The organism is Labilithrix sp. (assembly GCA_019637155.1).
Taxonomy (GTDB): domain Bacteria; phylum Myxococcota_A; class Polyangia; order Polyangiales; family Polyangiaceae; genus Labilithrix.
The window spans coordinates 311,468-325,542 of record JAHBWE010000006.1 but is presented as its reverse complement, the minus strand read 5'-3'; the positions used below and the strand labels follow the sequence as shown (position 1 = coordinate 325,542).

Sequence of the window (14,075 nt, the reverse complement as noted above, 5' to 3'; positions counted from 1 at the left end):
CCATGAATAGCGCGGCGCGCGTCCCCGGACGTGCGGCGATTGGGGCGCGAGCACTCCGTGCGGTCGGCCCTGCCAACGATCATGATTTCCGCTCCGCGCGGGACGAGCTCGCCGCGATCCTTCGCGCCGAAGCGGTCCGCGTGCTCACCCAGAACGGGATCCCCGCCCAGTCGCGCGAAGACCTCGCGCAGGCGGTGACCCTGTCGGTCCTCGATCGCATCATCGCCGGCAACGTCGAGCCCGGCTTCGAGGACGGCTACCTCGCCGTCGCCGCGAAGAACCGCGCGCGCGACTACCACCGCGAAGCAAGCGGCGTCTACGAGAAGACCGAGTGTTACGAGGAAGACTTCTTCGCTTCGAGCGGGCTCGACCCACATGCTGCCATGGAGCGCGCGGAGGAAGAGCGGAGCGAGAAGGCGCTCGTCGATCAGGTCGTCCTCGTCCTGCATACCGCGCCGGCCCGTTATCGCGAGGTGCTGACGGCCGTATATCTGGAAGGCGTGCCGATCGATCACCTCGTAGACCGTGAAGTGGAGCGCGAGTCCAGCGAGGGCACGCCCTACACCGACGACACGAACGTCCGCGCGCGGAGCGACGGTCACCACGCGTCCGACGTCGAGGCCGCGATCGCGCGGCGGCGGCGCGCGCGCGCGCGCGTCGACAAGCTCCTCCAACGCGCACGCGACTGGGTTCGCGCACGTGTCCTCGCTCCACGGACGACTCCCCCGCCCCCGATGATGAACGAGGCATCGCGATGAGCAACGTGAGCATCCGCATCACGCTGACCGATATCTCGCACGAGCCGCGCGTCGTCCTCGCGCGCTACTGGCTCGACCTCGAGGCCGCTCGCCGCGCGATCGCGCGCGGGAGGCCGTCCGCGATCGCCCATACCGCGCGCGGCCTCCTCACCGCGCTCGGCTCGATCCGCGTCCGCGTCGAGATGGAGCACGCCGCCGCCGCCTTCGCGGAAGGGCTCGACGCGCGCTCCGACGCGGAGGAGTGGGTCTCCTTCGCCGTCTCCGCCCGCGCCGCGCTCGAGAGCGCGCGGAAGAGCGGCGCCGATCTCGAAGACGAGCTCGCGATGGTCGACGCCTCGCTCGAGAACGCGCGCGAGGCCGTGCTCCTCCTCAACCCCGAGGACTACAAAGACGCGCTCGCCGCCACGCCGCCGGACAAGACCGCGTGGTGGGGGGAACGTGCGCGGCTCGACGCCGGGCTCCGCGAGATCGACCTCGAGCGCGCGCTCGGCGACCTCGCCGATCGCCGCTACTGATCGCGACGCGCTACTCGCAACGCCAGGTCGGTGCACCCGGAGGCGGCGGCGGCGGAGGGGGTGGCGGCGGCGCCGCGTCCGGATCGGCGTCGGGCCCGGCGTCCTCCGGTTCCGGCTCCGGCGGCGGCGTGCTGTTGGGGATCGCGCACGTGCACACGACGAGGATGTCGCAATCTCCTTGTTGATCGCGCGCGCCCACGAGCTGCACCTTCCAGCCGACGCCGTAGCGACCGCCGCGCGGGAGGCGCTCGATCACCGGCTCGCCGGTGCCGTCGCCGCTGCACGTGTTCTCGGTCTGCTCGTTCGGGAGCGGGAGCGCTCGGTCCCCGTTGTCGTTGAAGACGAACGGACCGGGATCGCACGCGCGCGGGGCGGCGTCGGGCGGGTCCACCGTCTCGAGCTCGTTGCAGCCCACCGTCGCCGCCGCGGCGAAGGTGAGCGCGGACGCCGCCGCGGCGGCGAAGGCGGCGAGGAACGGCGCGCGCTTCATCAGCCGCCGAGTCTACTCAGGTGCGCGCAGCTTGCCGAGCGCTTCGGGCAGTCCGGCCGGTGTGGCACGAAGCTTCACGTAGAGGTGATCGCGATCCGTCTCGATCGCGCGGATGCCGAGGATCGGCGACAGGATGCCGAGCGCGCGGCGAAGACGGGCGTCGTTCGCGAGCTTCGGCACCTTCATCAGATCGACCACGACGCGATCGCCCTCCGCCTCGACGACGGCGGCGGGGCGCTTCGGGATGTATTTGACCAGGTTGCCGGGCTTCGACAGATCGAGCGCGCCGGACTTGATGAGCGTGGCGACCGGCGACTCGCTGTCGGCCGCGAGCGCGAGCTTCACCTCGCGCAGGCGCACGCCGATGCGGAGCGAGTCCTCCGTGATCGTGACCTCGTCGATCTTGATCGCGGCGGAGGCGCGGACGGGCGTGCCCATCGCGTCGACGACCGCGCTGAGCTTGAGCGCGGGCGGCGCGCTCGAGATCTCGACGTCCTTCGGCGCCTTCGATCCTTTGATCTGTCCCGCGAACCAGCGCAGCGTCGCGATCGGCACGCCGAAGCGCAGCCCCGTCGCGTTGACCGCCGCTCGAACCACCTCGTCGGGGTTCTTCCTCACGTAACCAACAGCGGCCTGAATCATGGCGCGCGGGCTGAACATATTCGGTTATCGTCCAGCCTATCACGCGGTCTTGGACCGCCAGGATTTTCGTGGACCCGAGGGGGATCGAACCCCTGACCTCCGCATTGCGAACGCGGCGCTCTCCCAGCTGAGCTACGAGCCCTGATTCCGAGCCGCGGACTCTACGCGCGGCGCCGACGATGTCAAGCGCGGTCCTCCGTGATCCTCAAAGCTGGACGTCGCCGGGCTGGGGCTGCACGGCGGGCTGGCCCGGGCCGGGCGGCGGGAGCGCCGGCAGCGCGTCGGGCGCCGCCGCGTCGGGCGCGCCGGAGCTCGAGGCCGACGTCCCGCCGAGGTTGTTCACGTTTCCGTTCGGCACCGCCATCGGACGATTCAGCTCGTCGCACGCGGCGAGCAGGGAGAAACAGAAGAGGACGATGACGCCGAACGCTCGCATCGACCGCTATCTGTACCCTTGAACCAGCGCCTGCGCCAAGAGCCCCCAGCCGTCGATCGCGACGAAGAGGAGCAGCTTGAACGGGAGGCTCACCTGGGTCGGGCTGAGCATCTGCATCCCGAGCGCGAGGAGCACGTTCGCGATCACGAGGTCGATGACGAGGAACGGCAAGTAGATGAGGAAGCCGATCGCGAAGGCCTCGGTCAGCTCCGTCACGACGAACGCGGGGACGAGGGTGGTGAGGTCGTCGGCGCCGACGTCCGCGCGCTCCGCCTCGGGGCGGGCGTTCTTCGCGACGGCGAAGAAGCGCGCGCGCTCCTTCTCCGAGGAGTTCGCCTTCAGGAAGTCGCGCATCGGCTCGCGCACCGCCTCGACGCCGCGCTCGATGAGCACGGTCGTGTCCTGGTTCTTCCCTTGCGCCTCGCGCGCGATCGGCGCGGCGCGATCGAAGATGCGCTGCCCCACCGGCGCCATCGCGATGAGCGTGAGCGCGGTCGCGAGCGCCATCACGACCGTGTTCGAGGGGACCGACTGCGCGCCGATCGCGCTCCGCGTGATCTGGAGGACGGTCGAGATCTTCACGAAGGCGGTGACGCCCATGAAGACGAACGGCAGGAGCGAGACCAGCGCGAGCGCGACGACGAGCGCGATCGGCTTCCCGAGGAAGTCGGTCATCGCTTGTCGCGTCGGAGCGCGCGGCTGAGGACGTCGGCGAACGCGGGCGACTCGGCCGGCGCCTCCTCCGGCACGTCCGTCGCCGCGACCTCGCCGAGCTTCGTGAACCCCGCCTCCGACGCGCCGACGACGATGACCTGCCCCGCCACCTTCACGAGGTAGATCGAGCGACGCGCATCGAGCGGGAGGAGACCGACGAGCGAGATCGGTCCCCGCGGCCGCCCGAGGCCGAGCCGCCGCGCGCCGTACAGCACGACGAACGCGAGCGCGCACACCGCGAGCAGCGTCACGAGCGTCTGCACGATGTACCCCGCGTAAGGCCCCACGAGGGCCCCTCATCGACCAGCCGCGCGCGGAGGTCAACCCCCCGACCACGGATTTCGTGTTTCGCGCGGGTGACGCCTGAAGCGATTTGACTACAATCATGGTCATGCAACGACGCGCCGAGATCACGATTCCCGCCGCCCAGTTCAAGGCGAAGTGCCTCGCGCTGATGGAGCGCGTCGCGGCGACGGGTGAGGAAGTGGTGATCACCAAGCACGGTCGTCCCGTCGCGAAGTTGGTGCAAGCCGTCGAGCCGCGGAAGAGCTCATTCGGTTTCGCGAAGGACATGGTGCTGTACATGGGCGACGTCATGTCGCCAGCCATCGACCCTGCGGATTGGGAGCCGGATGAGGAAGAGCTTCGCCTCGTCGGAGCACTTCCTGCTCCGACACCCAAGCGTCGAAGCAAGAAGAAGCGATGATCCTCCTCGATACTCACGCTCTCCTCTGGTGGGGCACGTCGGCCGAGAAGCTGGGACGGTCGGCACGCCGCACGATCGCGCTGGCAGATCGGTCGCGAGAGCTGGTGGTGTCGGCCATCAGCTATCTCGAGCTCGGAAACCTCGTCGCCGCCGATCGAGTCAAGCTCACCGGTACGGTGGCGGACTTTCGGCGTAGGGTGCAGTCCGGTGGAATCCTCGAGATCCCCGTCGACGGCGAGATCGCGATCATGGCCTCGCGGCTCGAGGGGCTTCACGGCGACCCGATGGACCGCATCATCTTCGCGACGGCGTTGCGGGAGAAGGCGACGCTCGTGACCGCGGACGCGAAGCTGCTCGAGCCGAGAGCGGGACCGAAACGCGTCGATGCCCAGAGTTGACGCGCTACGTCGCGCCGAATAGACATCCCCGCCCCGTGGCACTCGTCGTCCAGAAGTTCGGTGGCACCTCCGTCGGTTCGGTCGAGCGCATTCGCAACGTCGCGAAGCGCGCGCTCGCGGAGCAGAAGAAGGGCAACGACGTCGTCGTCGTCGTGAGCGCGATGAGCGGCGAGACCAACCGCCTCCTCAAGCTCGCGCACGAGGTCGCGCCGGTGCCGGACGCGCGCGAGATGGACGTCATCGCCGCGACCGGCGAGCAGGTCACCTCCGCCCTCCTCTCCCTCGCGATCCACTCGGAGGGCGGCAAGGCCCGCTCCTTCCTCGGCCATCAGGTGAAGGTCCTCACCGACCACGCCTTCTCGAAGGCGCGCATCAAGACGATCGACGGCGAGAGGATCCGCGAGGCGTGCAAGCGCGGGGAGATCGCGGTCATCGCCGGGTTCCAGGGCGTCGACGAGGACGGGAACATCACGACGCTGGGGCGCGGCGGCTCGGACACGTCCGCGGTCGCGGTCGCGGCCGCGATCAAGGCCGACGCGTGCGAGATCTTCACCGACGTCGACGGCGTGTACACGACCGACCCGAACATCTGCTCGTCGGCGAAGAAGATCCCGAAGATCTCCTACGAGGAGATGCTCGAGCTCGCGTCGCTCGGCGCGAAGGTGCTGCAGATCCGCAGCGTGGAGATTGCGATGAAGTACGGCGTTCCGGTCCATGTCCGCTCCTCGTTCAGCGACGCCGAGGGCACGTGGGTGACGGGAGAGGACAAGACGCTCGAGGACGTCGTCGTCGCCGGCGTCGCGTACGACAAGAACGAGGCGCGCGTGAACGTCATCGGCCTCCACGACAAGCCGGGCGTCGTCGCCGAGCTCTTCAGCGCGCTCGCGGAGAAGAACATCTCCGTCGACATGATCATCCAGAACGCGACGACGGGCGCCTCCGACCGCGCCGACGTCACCTTCACCCTCGCGACGACCGACCTCCAGCGCGCGCGTCCGTTCATCGACGAGATCGGCAAGAAGCTCGGCGCGACCGAGATCCGCTACGACGAGGACGTCGTGAAGGTGTCGATCGTCGGCCTCGGCATGCGCTCGCACGCCGGCATCGCCTCGCGCATGTTCAAGCTCCTCGCCGGAGAGGGCATCAACATCCAGGCGATCTCGACGAGCGAGATCAAAGTGAGCTGCCTCGTCCACCAGAAGTACACCGAGCTCGCCGTGCGCGCGCTGCACGACGGCTTCGGCCTCGGCAAGGAGCGCGCGTCGCTCGAGCCTCAGGCCAAGAAGTAGAGGCTCACGAAGAGCGCGGGCAGCGTCGCGGTCGCGCCGATCCAGAGGAAGCGGCGCATCGGGAGCTCGACGCCGCCGCGGCGGAGCATCTCGAACCAGAGGAGGCCCGCGAGCGAGCCCATCGGGAACATGCGCGGGCCGAGGTCGCCGCCGATGAGCGCCGCGAGCACCGACGGCGCGTGCGCGTCGCCGCCAGCGCCGTGCGCGCCGAGGGCGAACATGTTGAGGTGGCTCATCGGGTGGTTGTTGAGGATCGCGGAGCCGACCGCGGAGACGAGGCCGACCTTCATCGGCGACGCGCCGTCGTAGACGCTCGCGAGGTGCGAGAGGATCCCGACGTTGCGGAGCCCGATCGACAGGATCAACGCGCCGACGAGGAAGAGGAGCGTGTCCGCGTGCACGCCGTCGCGGAGGACCTCGCGCGTCGGACAGCGCGCGACGGCGCCGATCGCGAGGAGCAGCACCGCACCCGCCGCCGCGACGATCCACACCGGACCGCCGAAGTACGAGACGACCGGGTACGCGACGACGACCGCGCCGAGGGCGAGCAGCGTCACGAGGCGGAGACCGGTCAACGTCAGGGGCTCCGCCCCCGACACCCCCGCCCCAGACACGGCCCTCGCGCTTTGCGCTCGGGTCGCTTCGCGACCGCATTCGCGGCCGCTTCTGGGGCCCCGTGCACCGAGACTCCGGCGGAACACGAGCCATGCGACGGCGAACGTCGTGAGGCCACCCGCGATCGACGGCAGGGCCATCGCGCGGGCGTAGTCGTTGAAGCCGATGCCCGCGTACGACGCGACGACCATGTTCATCGGGTTCGACACGACGAGCGGGGCGACGCCGGCGGAGAGGAACACCGCGAACGCGAGCGGGATGACGAGATCGGGGCGGCGGCGGCGCGCGATGTCGACGACGAGCGGCGTCAGGAGGAGGATCGCCGAGTCGTTGTTGAGGACCGCGGCGGTGACGGTGCCGAACGCGAACACCGCCGCGAACAAGCCGCCCGCGCTCCGCGCCGCGCGCCGGAAGATGATCTCCGCGATGCCGTCGAGCACGCCCATCCGCCGCGCGACGCCCGTCATCACCATGATCGACACGACGCCGAGGAGCGGACGCCACATCGTCGACGCGGCCCAGCCGATGTCGGCGACACGAACGCTCCCGAGCGCGGTCAGCACCGCCACGCCGGCGGTGACCGCGGTCGCGGGCGTGAGCCGGAAGCGCGCGCCGATGCGCGGGCGCGCGACGACCAGCCCGAGCGTCAACGCCACCGTGGAGTACGTCGCCGTGACCACGGCTCTTCCTGTGCAACAAACGTACTCGGCGCTCGGTGCCGAGTTTTTCCGAAAGATCCGGTATGGCTGCGCAACCTTGCGTGGATCGGGAGGATCTCAGTATCCCCACATCAGCTCGAAGCGCAGGAGCACCGTCGTGTAGGACGGGTAGGTGTCGAGCTTGCTGACGAAGAGGTGCTCGCGGCCCGCGACGCCGACCGCCATCGAGCGGGAGATCTGGTAGTCGACGCCGAGGCCCGCGGAGACGGTCGGCAACACGAGCGCGCGATCGAGCGTGCCGCCGGTGAGCATCGCGGCGCCGCCCTGGAGCTGGAGGTACGGGACCCAGCGGAAGATGTCGATCACGTACGAGACGCCGGCGGCGGCCTGATGCACCATCGTCGGGCGCGTGTGCGGGCTCGTCGGGAGCTCCTTCTGGTTCGCCGCGACGACGACCGAGCTCGCCTCGAGCGCGAGGTTGAACTGATCGGTGAGGCCGTACGTGTAGTGGAGCGCGCCGCCGGCGCCGGTGCTCGTCGTCGACTTGTCGGAGATGACGAGGATGCCGAGCGCGGGCGCGAGGCCGAGGTGATGCTGCCCCTCGATCGCGTGCGCCGCGCTCGGGACGAGCGTGAGCGCGACGGCGATCGCGAGGGAGCTAGCGAACCTCGAGGAGGTCGACCTCGAAGACGAGCGTCGACTTGGGAGGGATCGTCGCGCCTGCACCACGGTCACCGTAAGCGAGATCCGGCGGGATCGTCAGCTTCCGTTTGCCGCCGACCTTCATTCCGACGAGCCCCTCGTCCCAGCCCTTGATCACGCGGCCCTGCCCGACCTGGAAGGTGAAGCCGTCGTCGCCGCGCTTCTTCGACGCATCGAACACGGAGCCGTCGGTGAGCGTGCCGACGTAGTGGACGCGCACGGTGTCGCCCGACTTCACCTCGCGCCCGGTCCCGATCGCGACGTCCTTGATCTTGAGGCCGGTCGGCGTCGTGCGCTCCGGACCGGGCGCCGGCGCGACGGGCGGCGGAGGCGGCGCAGGCGGCGGGTTCATCGCGAGCGCGACGACCTTCTTGAACTTCGAGAGCGGCTGCGCGCCGGACACCCAGTACGGCCCGACGAGGAAGCCCGGCGTGCCGGTCACCTTCGCGTCCTCGGCCGCCTTCTTCTCGGCCTGCACCGCCGCCGCGTGGGTGTGGTTGTCGAGCGCGACGGCGAACTTCGTCGCGTCGAGCCCGATCTGCTGCGCGTAGCCGTCGAGGTCGCTCCGCGACAGCGCGCTCTGGTTCTTGAAGAGGAGGGCCTGCATCTTCGCGAAGCCGTCGTTGCCCTTCTGCTTGAACGCCTCGCGCGCCGCCTCGGCCGCGAGCGGCGCGTCGGCGTGGATCGAGAGCGGCAGGTCGCGCCACACGATCTTCACCTTGCCGGGGTACGCCTTGAGGAGGTCCTCGAGCGTCGCGTCGACCTTCGCGCAGAAGGGGCACTGGAAGTCGGCGAACTCCTGGATGACGACCTTCGCGTTCGCGGCGCCGCGGAACGGCGCGTTCAGCGAGAGCCCCGGGACCGCGCGGCGCTCCGGCTCGGGCGGCGTCTTGCCGTCCTTGATCAGCGCGTCGTAGAGCGCGGTGCGCGCGGTGCCGGCCTTGAGGAGCGCGGTCGCCTTCGCGATCTCCTCGTCGATGAGCGGCTTGAACTTCTCGAAGGGCTGCGCGCCGGAGAGGCGGCGGCCGTTGACGAAGAAGTTCGGCGTGCCCTTCACCTCGAAGTCGTCGCCGAGCACGACGTCGGCGTCGATCGCGCTCGCGTACGTCTTCGCCTTCACCGCCGCCATCGCCTTCTGGACGTCGAGCTTCGCGTCGGTCGCGATCTGCTCGAGGTCCGCGTCGTCGAGCTTGGGCTGGCTCGCGAAGAGCGCGTCGTGCACCGCCCAGAACCCGGCGTCGCCCTTCTGCGCCCGCGCCGCGCGCGCGAGCTGGGCGGCGGGCTCCGCGCGCGGATGGAACGAGAGCGGGTTGTCGCGCCACACGATCCGGACCTTGTCGCCGTACTCGCGGCGGATGCGCTCGAGGGTGGGGCCGACCTTCTTGCAGTAAGGACACTGGAAGTCGGAAAACTCGATGATCGTCACCTCCGCCGTCGCCGGCCCGCGCGCGGGGCCGTTGCCGGCGGGGATCTTGTGGACGACCTTCAGCTCCGCCGCCTCGCGCGCGGCCTCGGCGCGCTCCTCCGCCGCCGCCTCGTCTTCCTTCGACTTGAAGTTGGTGGCGGCGAGGCGCGTGTAGATCTGCTCGCGCGGGATCCCCTGGCTCGCGAGGCCGCGGCTCACCTCGAGCTCCGCCTCGACGACGGCCTTGAACTTCTCGAAGGACTGCGCGCCCGAGACGAGGATGCCGTTGACGAACGACGCCGGCGTGCCGTTCGCGCCGACCGTGCGGGCGGCCTCCCGGTCGCGACTGACCTTCGTCGCCCAGCGTCGCTGCTGGATCCCGTCGCGGATCAGCCGCTCGTCCGCGCCCGCGGCGGCCGCCCACGCGAGGATGGGCTCCGGCTCCATGTCCCGCTGCTTCTCGAACACGAGGTCGTGGTAGCGCCAGAACGCTTCGTTGCCCGAGAGCTCGAGGACGCCCTGCCCCACTTCGGCCGCGAGCTGCGCGTGCGGGTGGAACGGGAGCGGCTGGTTCTTGAAGACGATGCGGAGGTTCTCGGCGCCGTACGTCTCGTAGAGGCGATCGAGCGTCGGCACGAGCCGCGAGCAGAAGGGACACTGGAAGTCGGAGAAGACGACGATCGTGACGGCGGCGAGGCGGCTCCCGCGCGTCGCGTCGTTCGCGAAGATCGGCACCGCCGCCTCGTCCTCCGATTGCGGCGCGGGCGCGGGCGCGGCGGCCTGCACCTCGATCACGCCGCCGTCCGACAGCTTGCCGATGACGAGGTTGTCCTCCTCCTGGGGCGTCTTCGACGGCCTGCATGCGAGCACGCCGACGACGAGGCTCAGCGTGAGCACGACGAAACGGGGAAGCGTCTTCACGCTCCCCCGTGTAGCGCGGGACCCCGCCGGCGCCTACTCGAACAAGATCGGCTCGCGAATCGTCGTCATGAACTTCCGGATCGCCGCGAGCGACCCGAGATCGAGCCCGACGAACTTGATGCCGAGGCCGGGCGGGACGTCGTCGTCGCCCGTGTACGCGCGGCTCCAGCGCACCTCGCCGAGCGTCATGATGCGGTGGCCTCGGTTCGGGAGCTCGAGGTGCAGACCGACGAGCGTGCCGGGCTCGAGCATCACGTGCGTCGCGACGAACACGCCGCCCTCCGAGATGTTCATCGTGAGGCCGGTCCAGAAGTTGTGCTCGCTGCAGAGGTCGATGCAGAGATAGGCGATGGCGCGCGGCGACCTCCGTGCATCCGCGAAGACGCCGAAGCTCTCGTCCGGCGTGAGTTTGAGCGCTGCACCCATCGTCCTCTCTCCTCCCAACGTCGCTTGCATTGCCACGGTGGAGGGAACGGCGAATCGGTCGGGCCCTTCAGCCGGAGCAGCAGAAAAAGCAGTGACGCCAAGGCCTTGACGGTTCCGTCATGACGGTGGCTCGCGCCGGCACGCTCGACCGTCATGCGTCCGATGCTCGCCGCCCGATCGAGAGCAGTTACGGGGCTGGTACGGAGGGTGCTGGGCTTGCGGATCATGACCCTAGTCCAATCCCTACCCCCGAACCTCGACGGTCCGCTGGACACCGTCGTGGTGCTCCCGGAGGGTTTCAGCGGCGCCGAAGTGGCGCGCGTGTGCCGCGAGACAGCGGTCCAGTTCATGAACGAGTCGGCGCGCTGGGGGAAGCCCGAGCTCGCGATGTGGCTCGCGGGCCCTTACGCCATCGCCACGCGTCACGTGAAGAAGGAGGAGGGGCCCAACCTGCTCGGCGGGACGCCGCTCATCAAGGAGATCGACATCCGCGTCGTCGACCGCGTGATCCGCGCGGCGCGGACGGAGGTGCACCAGGCGCTGGCGCAGGTCTGCGCCGACCAGTCGTCGGCGTTCGTCCTGCGCGCCCTCATCGCGGGGACGGTGACGCGGTGCGAGGACGGCCTCCGCGAGCCGGCGTGGGCGCCGGTGCGAGGCGCGTCGATGCGCCTCGCGGACCGCGTGCTCTCTCTCTTCGCGGTGGACTACCTGGTCCGACCGGGCGACTACGAGACCGATCTCTCCATCTGCGCGAGCTGCTCCTCCATCACCTTCGACGCGTACGCGCGGCGTCGCGACTACTGCAGCCTCCACGCGCCGCAGCCGGCGCGGAAAGGCCTCACGGTTCCGTATCCGGGGCTGCCGCAGCTCGAGGCCTGATCGCGCATGAACGTCTCGGTCGCCGCCACGCTGCGGCCCACGAGCCGCGGCAAGATCGTCGGCCGCGATCCTCGGCTCGCGAACATGCTCGAGACGATCGATCGTGTCGCGCGGTCGTCGTGCACCGTGCTCGTGAGCGGCGAGAGCGGGACCGGCAAGGAGCTGGTCGTCGCCGCGCTCCACGACGCGAGCGATCGCCGCGCGGCGCCGCTCGTCACGATCAACTGCGGCGCGATCCCGAACGACCTGGTCGAGAGCGAGCTCTTCGGCCACGTCCGCGGCGCGTTCACGGGCGCGACGACGGACCATCACGGCCACGTCGCGGCGGCGGAGGGCGGCACGCTCTTCCTCGACGAGATCGGCGAGCTCCCGCTCACGATGCAGGTGAAGCTCCTTCGCGTCTTGCAGCAGCGCGAGTACACGCCGCTCGGCGCGACGGAGGCGCTCCGCTGCGACGTCCGCGTCGTCGCCGCGACGAACCGCGACCTCGAAGCCGAGGTCGGCGCGGGCCGCTTCCGCGAGGACCTCTACTATCGTCTCGACGTGATCCATCTCGCGCTGCCCCCGCTCCGCGAGCGCACCGCCGACCTCCGCCTCCTCGCGCGCCACTTCTGCCGCGTCTTCGCGGAGCGCGCCGGGCGCGACGATCTGCGAGGCCTCTCCGACGCGGCGTTCGCGGCGATCGAGGGCCATCCGTGGCCCGGCAACGTCCGCGCGCTGGAGAACGCGCTCGAGCGCGGGGTCCTCCTCGCGCGGGGACCCTTCGTCGAAGCGGACGACGTGTTCGGCCGCGTCGCGCGCAGGCCCGAAGCGCCGAGCCTGCTGCCGCGCACGCTGCCGAGCGCGGGCCTCGACCTGTTCAAGACGCTCGAGTCGTACCAGAACAGCCTGATCCGCCAGGCGCTGGAGCGAACGAGCGGCAACCGCAACCGGGCCGCCCGCCTCCTCGGCATGAACCGCACGACGCTGGTGGAGATGATCCGCCGCCGCGGCCTCTGAGCGCGCTCAGCGCGGGGCGAGCCACTCGAGCAGGGCGACGATCGTCGCGAGCGCGACGAGGAGGCCGAGGAGCCAGACGCCGAGCCCGCTCCACGCGCCGCGGAGCGATCGGCCCTTCTTCCGATCGCACTCGAGGCAGATCGCCCACGTCTTCGCGCCGCCCTCCGTCAGCGTGCAGCAGTCGCCGCAGACCGAGCGCCGGCACGAGGCGCAGGGGCCGGCCGCGTCCGCGCTGCAGAAGGCGCAGCGCTCGACGCCGTCGTCGCCACTCGACTGCAGCGCTCCGGCCACCGGCGAAGTGTACGCCGCCGCACGAATCGAAGCGCGGAGCTCGCGCTGGGCGCGGCTCCGCGTACGCGTCGCGATTTTTACGGCGAATCAGGCGGCCTGCGGGAGCATGTCCTGGTCGGCGAGGAGGAGCTCCTTCAGCTGCGCGGTGGCGCGGGCGAGGAGCTGGCTCACGCGGGCCTCGCTGAGGCCCATCATCGTCGCGATGCTCTTGCTCGACTGGTCCTCGAAGTAGCGCATGCAGACGATGCTGCGCTCGCGCGGCGGGAGCTTGTCGACGGCGCGGCGGAGGTCGCCGTTCTCGCGGCTCGTCTCGACCTGCTCGAGCGGGGACGGGCCCTCCTCGCGGATCGCGTGCGTCGGCGGGAGATCGTCGAAGCCGATCACGACAACGCCCTCCGGCTTCTCCGCCGGCGCCGGCGCGCCGTTCGTGATGACCGGGCTCGGTGTGGTCGCGCCGGGCGTGCGCCGGCGGCGCGGGCTCCAGTCGTGACGGCGAAGCTCGTCGATGATCGCGCCGCGGATGCGGATGCGCGCGTACGCGGCGAGCATCTCCGGGCAGGTGTGCTTCTTGGAGCGGAGCGCATGGAGGAGACCCACGGAGCCGGCGGCCACGAGGTCCTCCCGCTGAACGCTGCGGGGAACGCGGCGCATGAAGTCGGCGACGATTCCGAGCACGAGATGCATGTGAGAGGCGAAGCCGTCGTTCGTGCTGGTGAGAGCGGTCTGTTCCATCGTGACCTCCCTCTAGCAGCCCCCGTGCCTCCCTCTGTTTTCTGGATTTCCCTGTATTTTCGTCGGTGTCGTTGGTTGTAGAACCGTCATGGACCTGGCGGTCGTCAAACGGGTGGCGCTGCGAGCGTCACGCCGCCGCCCGGCGCGGGGAGACGAGGCTCGTGATGTAGGACTCCCACGCCCGCTTCTCCTCCCCCACCAAGGCGAAGAAGCGGACGCCGACGCCGGCGCGGCCCTGCGCGTCGGGGACGATGCGCACCGACACGACATGCGCGTTGATCACCTTCTTCCCCGGCAGCTCCACCCTCACCTTGAGCAGCTCGTTCAGCTGCGGAGGCTCATCCATCCTCACGAAGAGCCCGCGGTAGCTCACGTTCAGGACCTCCACCTTCTCGACGGATCCGATCCGGACGATGTGGAGTGGTGGGGAAGCGTGGGCACGGAGGTCGCGGCGGCGCTCGGAGGAATCCATGGGCATCCTGAACGTCCACCCCGCGC

At 70.0% G+C, this 14,075-nt stretch carries 19 protein-coding genes and 1 tRNA gene; 7 read left to right on the top strand and 13 right to left on the bottom strand.

Annotated elements, in window-relative coordinates:
- Positions 1 to 2: 2 nt before the first annotated feature.
- Complete coding sequence (locus KF837_14890) at positions 3 to 758, top strand: sigma-70 family RNA polymerase sigma factor (protein ID MBX3228604.1); 756 nt, start codon at positions 3 to 5, stop codon at positions 756 to 758.
- Complete coding sequence (locus tag KF837_14885) at positions 755 to 1,273, top strand: hypothetical protein (GenBank protein MBX3228603.1); 519 nt, start codon at positions 755 to 757, stop codon at positions 1,271 to 1,273. Before KF837_14890 ends, KF837_14885 begins: the two co-directional genes overlap by 4 nt.
- A 10-nt stretch (positions 1,274 to 1,283) precedes the next feature.
- Here the strand turns inward: KF837_14885 and KF837_14880 are convergent, their stop codons facing one another.
- The 6 genes from KF837_14880 to KF837_14855 all read right to left on the bottom strand — a co-directional run bounded on the left by KF837_14880 (position 1,284) and on the right by KF837_14855 (position 3,842).
- On the bottom strand, positions 1,284 to 1,763 hold the full coding sequence (locus tag KF837_14880; GenBank protein MBX3228602.1) for a hypothetical protein: 480 nt from the start codon (positions 1,761 to 1,763) through the stop codon (positions 1,284 to 1,286).
- A gap of 12 nt (positions 1,764 to 1,775) precedes the next feature.
- A complete protein-coding gene (locus KF837_14875; GenBank protein ID MBX3228601.1) occupies positions 1,776 to 2,405 on the bottom strand; it encodes a hypothetical protein in 630 nt (209 codons plus the stop codon).
- Positions 2,406 to 2,474: 69 nt separating this feature from the next.
- Positions 2,475 to 2,547: transfer RNA gene (locus KF837_14870), tRNA-Ala, on the bottom strand.
- A gap of 63 nt (positions 2,548 to 2,610) precedes the next feature.
- Positions 2,611 to 2,841 carry a hypothetical protein gene (locus KF837_14865; GenBank protein MBX3228600.1) on the bottom strand — a complete coding sequence of 77 codons (231 nt, stop codon included), beginning with the start codon at positions 2,839 to 2,841 and terminating at the stop codon, positions 2,611 to 2,613.
- A 6-nt stretch (positions 2,842 to 2,847) separates the two neighbouring features.
- Positions 2,848 to 3,516, bottom strand: a complete 669-nt coding sequence (gene sctR / locus KF837_14860) for a type III secretion system export apparatus subunit SctR (protein ID MBX3228599.1) — start codon at positions 3,514 to 3,516, stop codon at positions 2,848 to 2,850.
- Entirely contained in the window at positions 3,513 to 3,842 is a 330-nt protein-coding gene (locus tag KF837_14855) for a flagellar biosynthetic protein FliO (GenBank protein ID MBX3228598.1), read from the bottom strand. Before KF837_14855 ends, sctR begins: the two co-directional genes overlap by 4 nt.
- A 104-nt stretch (positions 3,843 to 3,946) precedes the next feature.
- On the opposite strand from KF837_14855, the gene KF837_14850 reads away from it, so the two are divergent.
- Genes KF837_14850 through KF837_14840 form a run of 3 tightly spaced genes read left to right on the top strand, consistent with a single transcriptional unit; the run spans position 3,947 to position 5,948 of the window.
- Positions 3,947 to 4,261, top strand: a complete 315-nt coding sequence (locus KF837_14850; protein ID MBX3228597.1) for a type II toxin-antitoxin system Phd/YefM family antitoxin — start codon at positions 3,947 to 3,949, stop codon at positions 4,259 to 4,261.
- Positions 4,258 to 4,659, top strand: coding sequence for a type II toxin-antitoxin system VapC family toxin (locus tag KF837_14845; GenBank protein MBX3228596.1), 402 nt, complete (start codon positions 4,258 to 4,260; stop codon positions 4,657 to 4,659). The genes KF837_14850 and KF837_14845 overlap by 4 nt, the downstream gene beginning before the upstream one ends.
- Before the next feature lie 35 nt (positions 4,660 to 4,694).
- Positions 4,695 to 5,948: an aspartate kinase gene (locus tag KF837_14840; GenBank protein MBX3228595.1), complete on the top strand. Its 1,254-nt coding sequence runs from the start codon at positions 4,695 to 4,697 to the stop codon at positions 5,946 to 5,948.
- On the opposite strand, the gene KF837_14835 is transcribed toward KF837_14840, so the two are convergent.
- The 4 genes from KF837_14835 to KF837_14820 all read right to left on the bottom strand — a co-directional run bounded on the left by KF837_14835 (position 5,933) and on the right by KF837_14820 (position 10,676).
- Positions 5,933 to 7,243: a hypothetical protein gene (locus KF837_14835; GenBank protein ID MBX3228594.1), complete on the bottom strand. Its 1,311-nt coding sequence runs from the start codon at positions 7,241 to 7,243 to the stop codon at positions 5,933 to 5,935. The two genes, KF837_14840 and KF837_14835, sit on opposite strands and share 16 nt — an antisense overlap.
- A gap of 96 nt (positions 7,244 to 7,339) precedes the next feature.
- Positions 7,340 to 7,948: a hypothetical protein gene (locus tag KF837_14830; GenBank protein ID MBX3228593.1), complete on the bottom strand. Its 609-nt coding sequence runs from the start codon at positions 7,946 to 7,948 to the stop codon at positions 7,340 to 7,342.
- Positions 7,881 to 10,250, bottom strand: coding sequence for a thioredoxin domain-containing protein (locus KF837_14825; GenBank protein ID MBX3228592.1), 2,370 nt, complete (start codon positions 10,248 to 10,250; stop codon positions 7,881 to 7,883). The genes KF837_14830 and KF837_14825 overlap by 68 nt, the downstream gene beginning before the upstream one ends.
- A 33-nt stretch (positions 10,251 to 10,283) precedes the next feature.
- The gene (locus KF837_14820; protein MBX3228591.1) at positions 10,284 to 10,676 is read right to left on the bottom strand and encodes a PilZ domain-containing protein; all 393 of its coding nucleotides are present in this window, start codon (positions 10,674 to 10,676) and stop codon (positions 10,284 to 10,286) included.
- Positions 10,677 to 10,901: 225 nt separating this feature from the next.
- On the opposite strand from KF837_14820, the gene KF837_14815 reads away from it, so the two are divergent.
- Both KF837_14815 and KF837_14810 read left to right on the top strand, forming a co-directional pair.
- A complete protein-coding gene (locus KF837_14815) occupies positions 10,902 to 11,555 on the top strand; it encodes a hypothetical protein (GenBank protein MBX3228590.1) in 654 nt (217 codons plus the stop codon).
- 6 nt (positions 11,556 to 11,561) lie between these two features.
- On the top strand, positions 11,562 to 12,554 hold the full coding sequence (locus tag KF837_14810) for a sigma-54-dependent Fis family transcriptional regulator (GenBank protein MBX3228589.1): 993 nt from the start codon (positions 11,562 to 11,564) through the stop codon (positions 12,552 to 12,554).
- Between the two features lie 6 nt (positions 12,555 to 12,560).
- Here the strand turns inward: KF837_14810 and KF837_14805 are convergent, their stop codons facing one another.
- The 3 genes from KF837_14805 to KF837_14795 all read right to left on the bottom strand — a co-directional run bounded on the left by KF837_14805 (position 12,561) and on the right by KF837_14795 (position 14,049).
- Entirely contained in the window at positions 12,561 to 12,845 is a 285-nt protein-coding gene (locus tag KF837_14805; GenBank protein MBX3228588.1) for a hypothetical protein, read from the bottom strand.
- Between the two features lie 87 nt (positions 12,846 to 12,932).
- Positions 12,933 to 13,577 carry a sigma-70 family RNA polymerase sigma factor gene (locus KF837_14800; protein MBX3228587.1) on the bottom strand — a complete coding sequence of 215 codons (645 nt, stop codon included), beginning with the start codon at positions 13,575 to 13,577 and terminating at the stop codon, positions 12,933 to 12,935.
- A 127-nt stretch (positions 13,578 to 13,704) separates the two neighbouring features.
- Positions 13,705 to 14,049: a PilZ domain-containing protein gene (locus KF837_14795; GenBank protein MBX3228586.1), complete on the bottom strand. Its 345-nt coding sequence runs from the start codon at positions 14,047 to 14,049 to the stop codon at positions 13,705 to 13,707.
- Between the last annotated feature and the right edge of the window lie 26 nt (positions 14,050 to 14,075).

Bases quoted from the DNA above. Each gene is read 5' to 3' on its own strand.
- KF837_14890 (MBX3228604.1), top strand. From the start codon at position 3: ATGAATAGCGCGGCGCGCGTCCCCGGACGTGCGGCGATTGGGGCGCGA.
- KF837_14885 (MBX3228603.1), top strand. From the start codon at position 755: ATGAGCAACGTGAGCATCCGCATCACGCTGACCGATATCTCGCACGAG.
- KF837_14880 (MBX3228602.1), bottom strand. From the start codon at position 1,763: ATGAAGCGCGCGCCGTTCCTCGCCGCCTTCGCCGCCGCGGCGGCGTCC.
- KF837_14875 (MBX3228601.1), bottom strand. From the start codon at position 2,405: ATGATTCAGGCCGCTGTTGGTTACGTGAGGAAGAACCCCGACGAGGTG.
- KF837_14865 (MBX3228600.1), bottom strand. From the start codon at position 2,841: ATGCGAGCGTTCGGCGTCATCGTCCTCTTCTGTTTCTCCCTGCTCGCC.
- sctR (MBX3228599.1), bottom strand. From the start codon at position 3,516: ATGACCGACTTCCTCGGGAAGCCGATCGCGCTCGTCGTCGCGCTCGCG.
- KF837_14850 (MBX3228597.1), top strand. From the start codon at position 3,947: ATGCAACGACGCGCCGAGATCACGATTCCCGCCGCCCAGTTCAAGGCG.
- KF837_14845 (MBX3228596.1), top strand. From the start codon at position 4,258: ATGATCCTCCTCGATACTCACGCTCTCCTCTGGTGGGGCACGTCGGCC.
- KF837_14820 (MBX3228591.1), bottom strand. From the start codon at position 10,676: ATGGGTGCAGCGCTCAAACTCACGCCGGACGAGAGCTTCGGCGTCTTC.
- KF837_14815 (MBX3228590.1), top strand. From the start codon at position 10,902: ATGACCCTAGTCCAATCCCTACCCCCGAACCTCGACGGTCCGCTGGAC.
- KF837_14810 (MBX3228589.1), top strand. From the start codon at position 11,562: ATGAACGTCTCGGTCGCCGCCACGCTGCGGCCCACGAGCCGCGGCAAG.
- KF837_14800 (MBX3228587.1), bottom strand. From the start codon at position 13,577: ATGGAACAGACCGCTCTCACCAGCACGAACGACGGCTTCGCCTCTCAC.
- KF837_14795 (MBX3228586.1), bottom strand. From the start codon at position 14,049: ATGGATTCCTCCGAGCGCCGCCGCGACCTCCGTGCCCACGCTTCCCCA.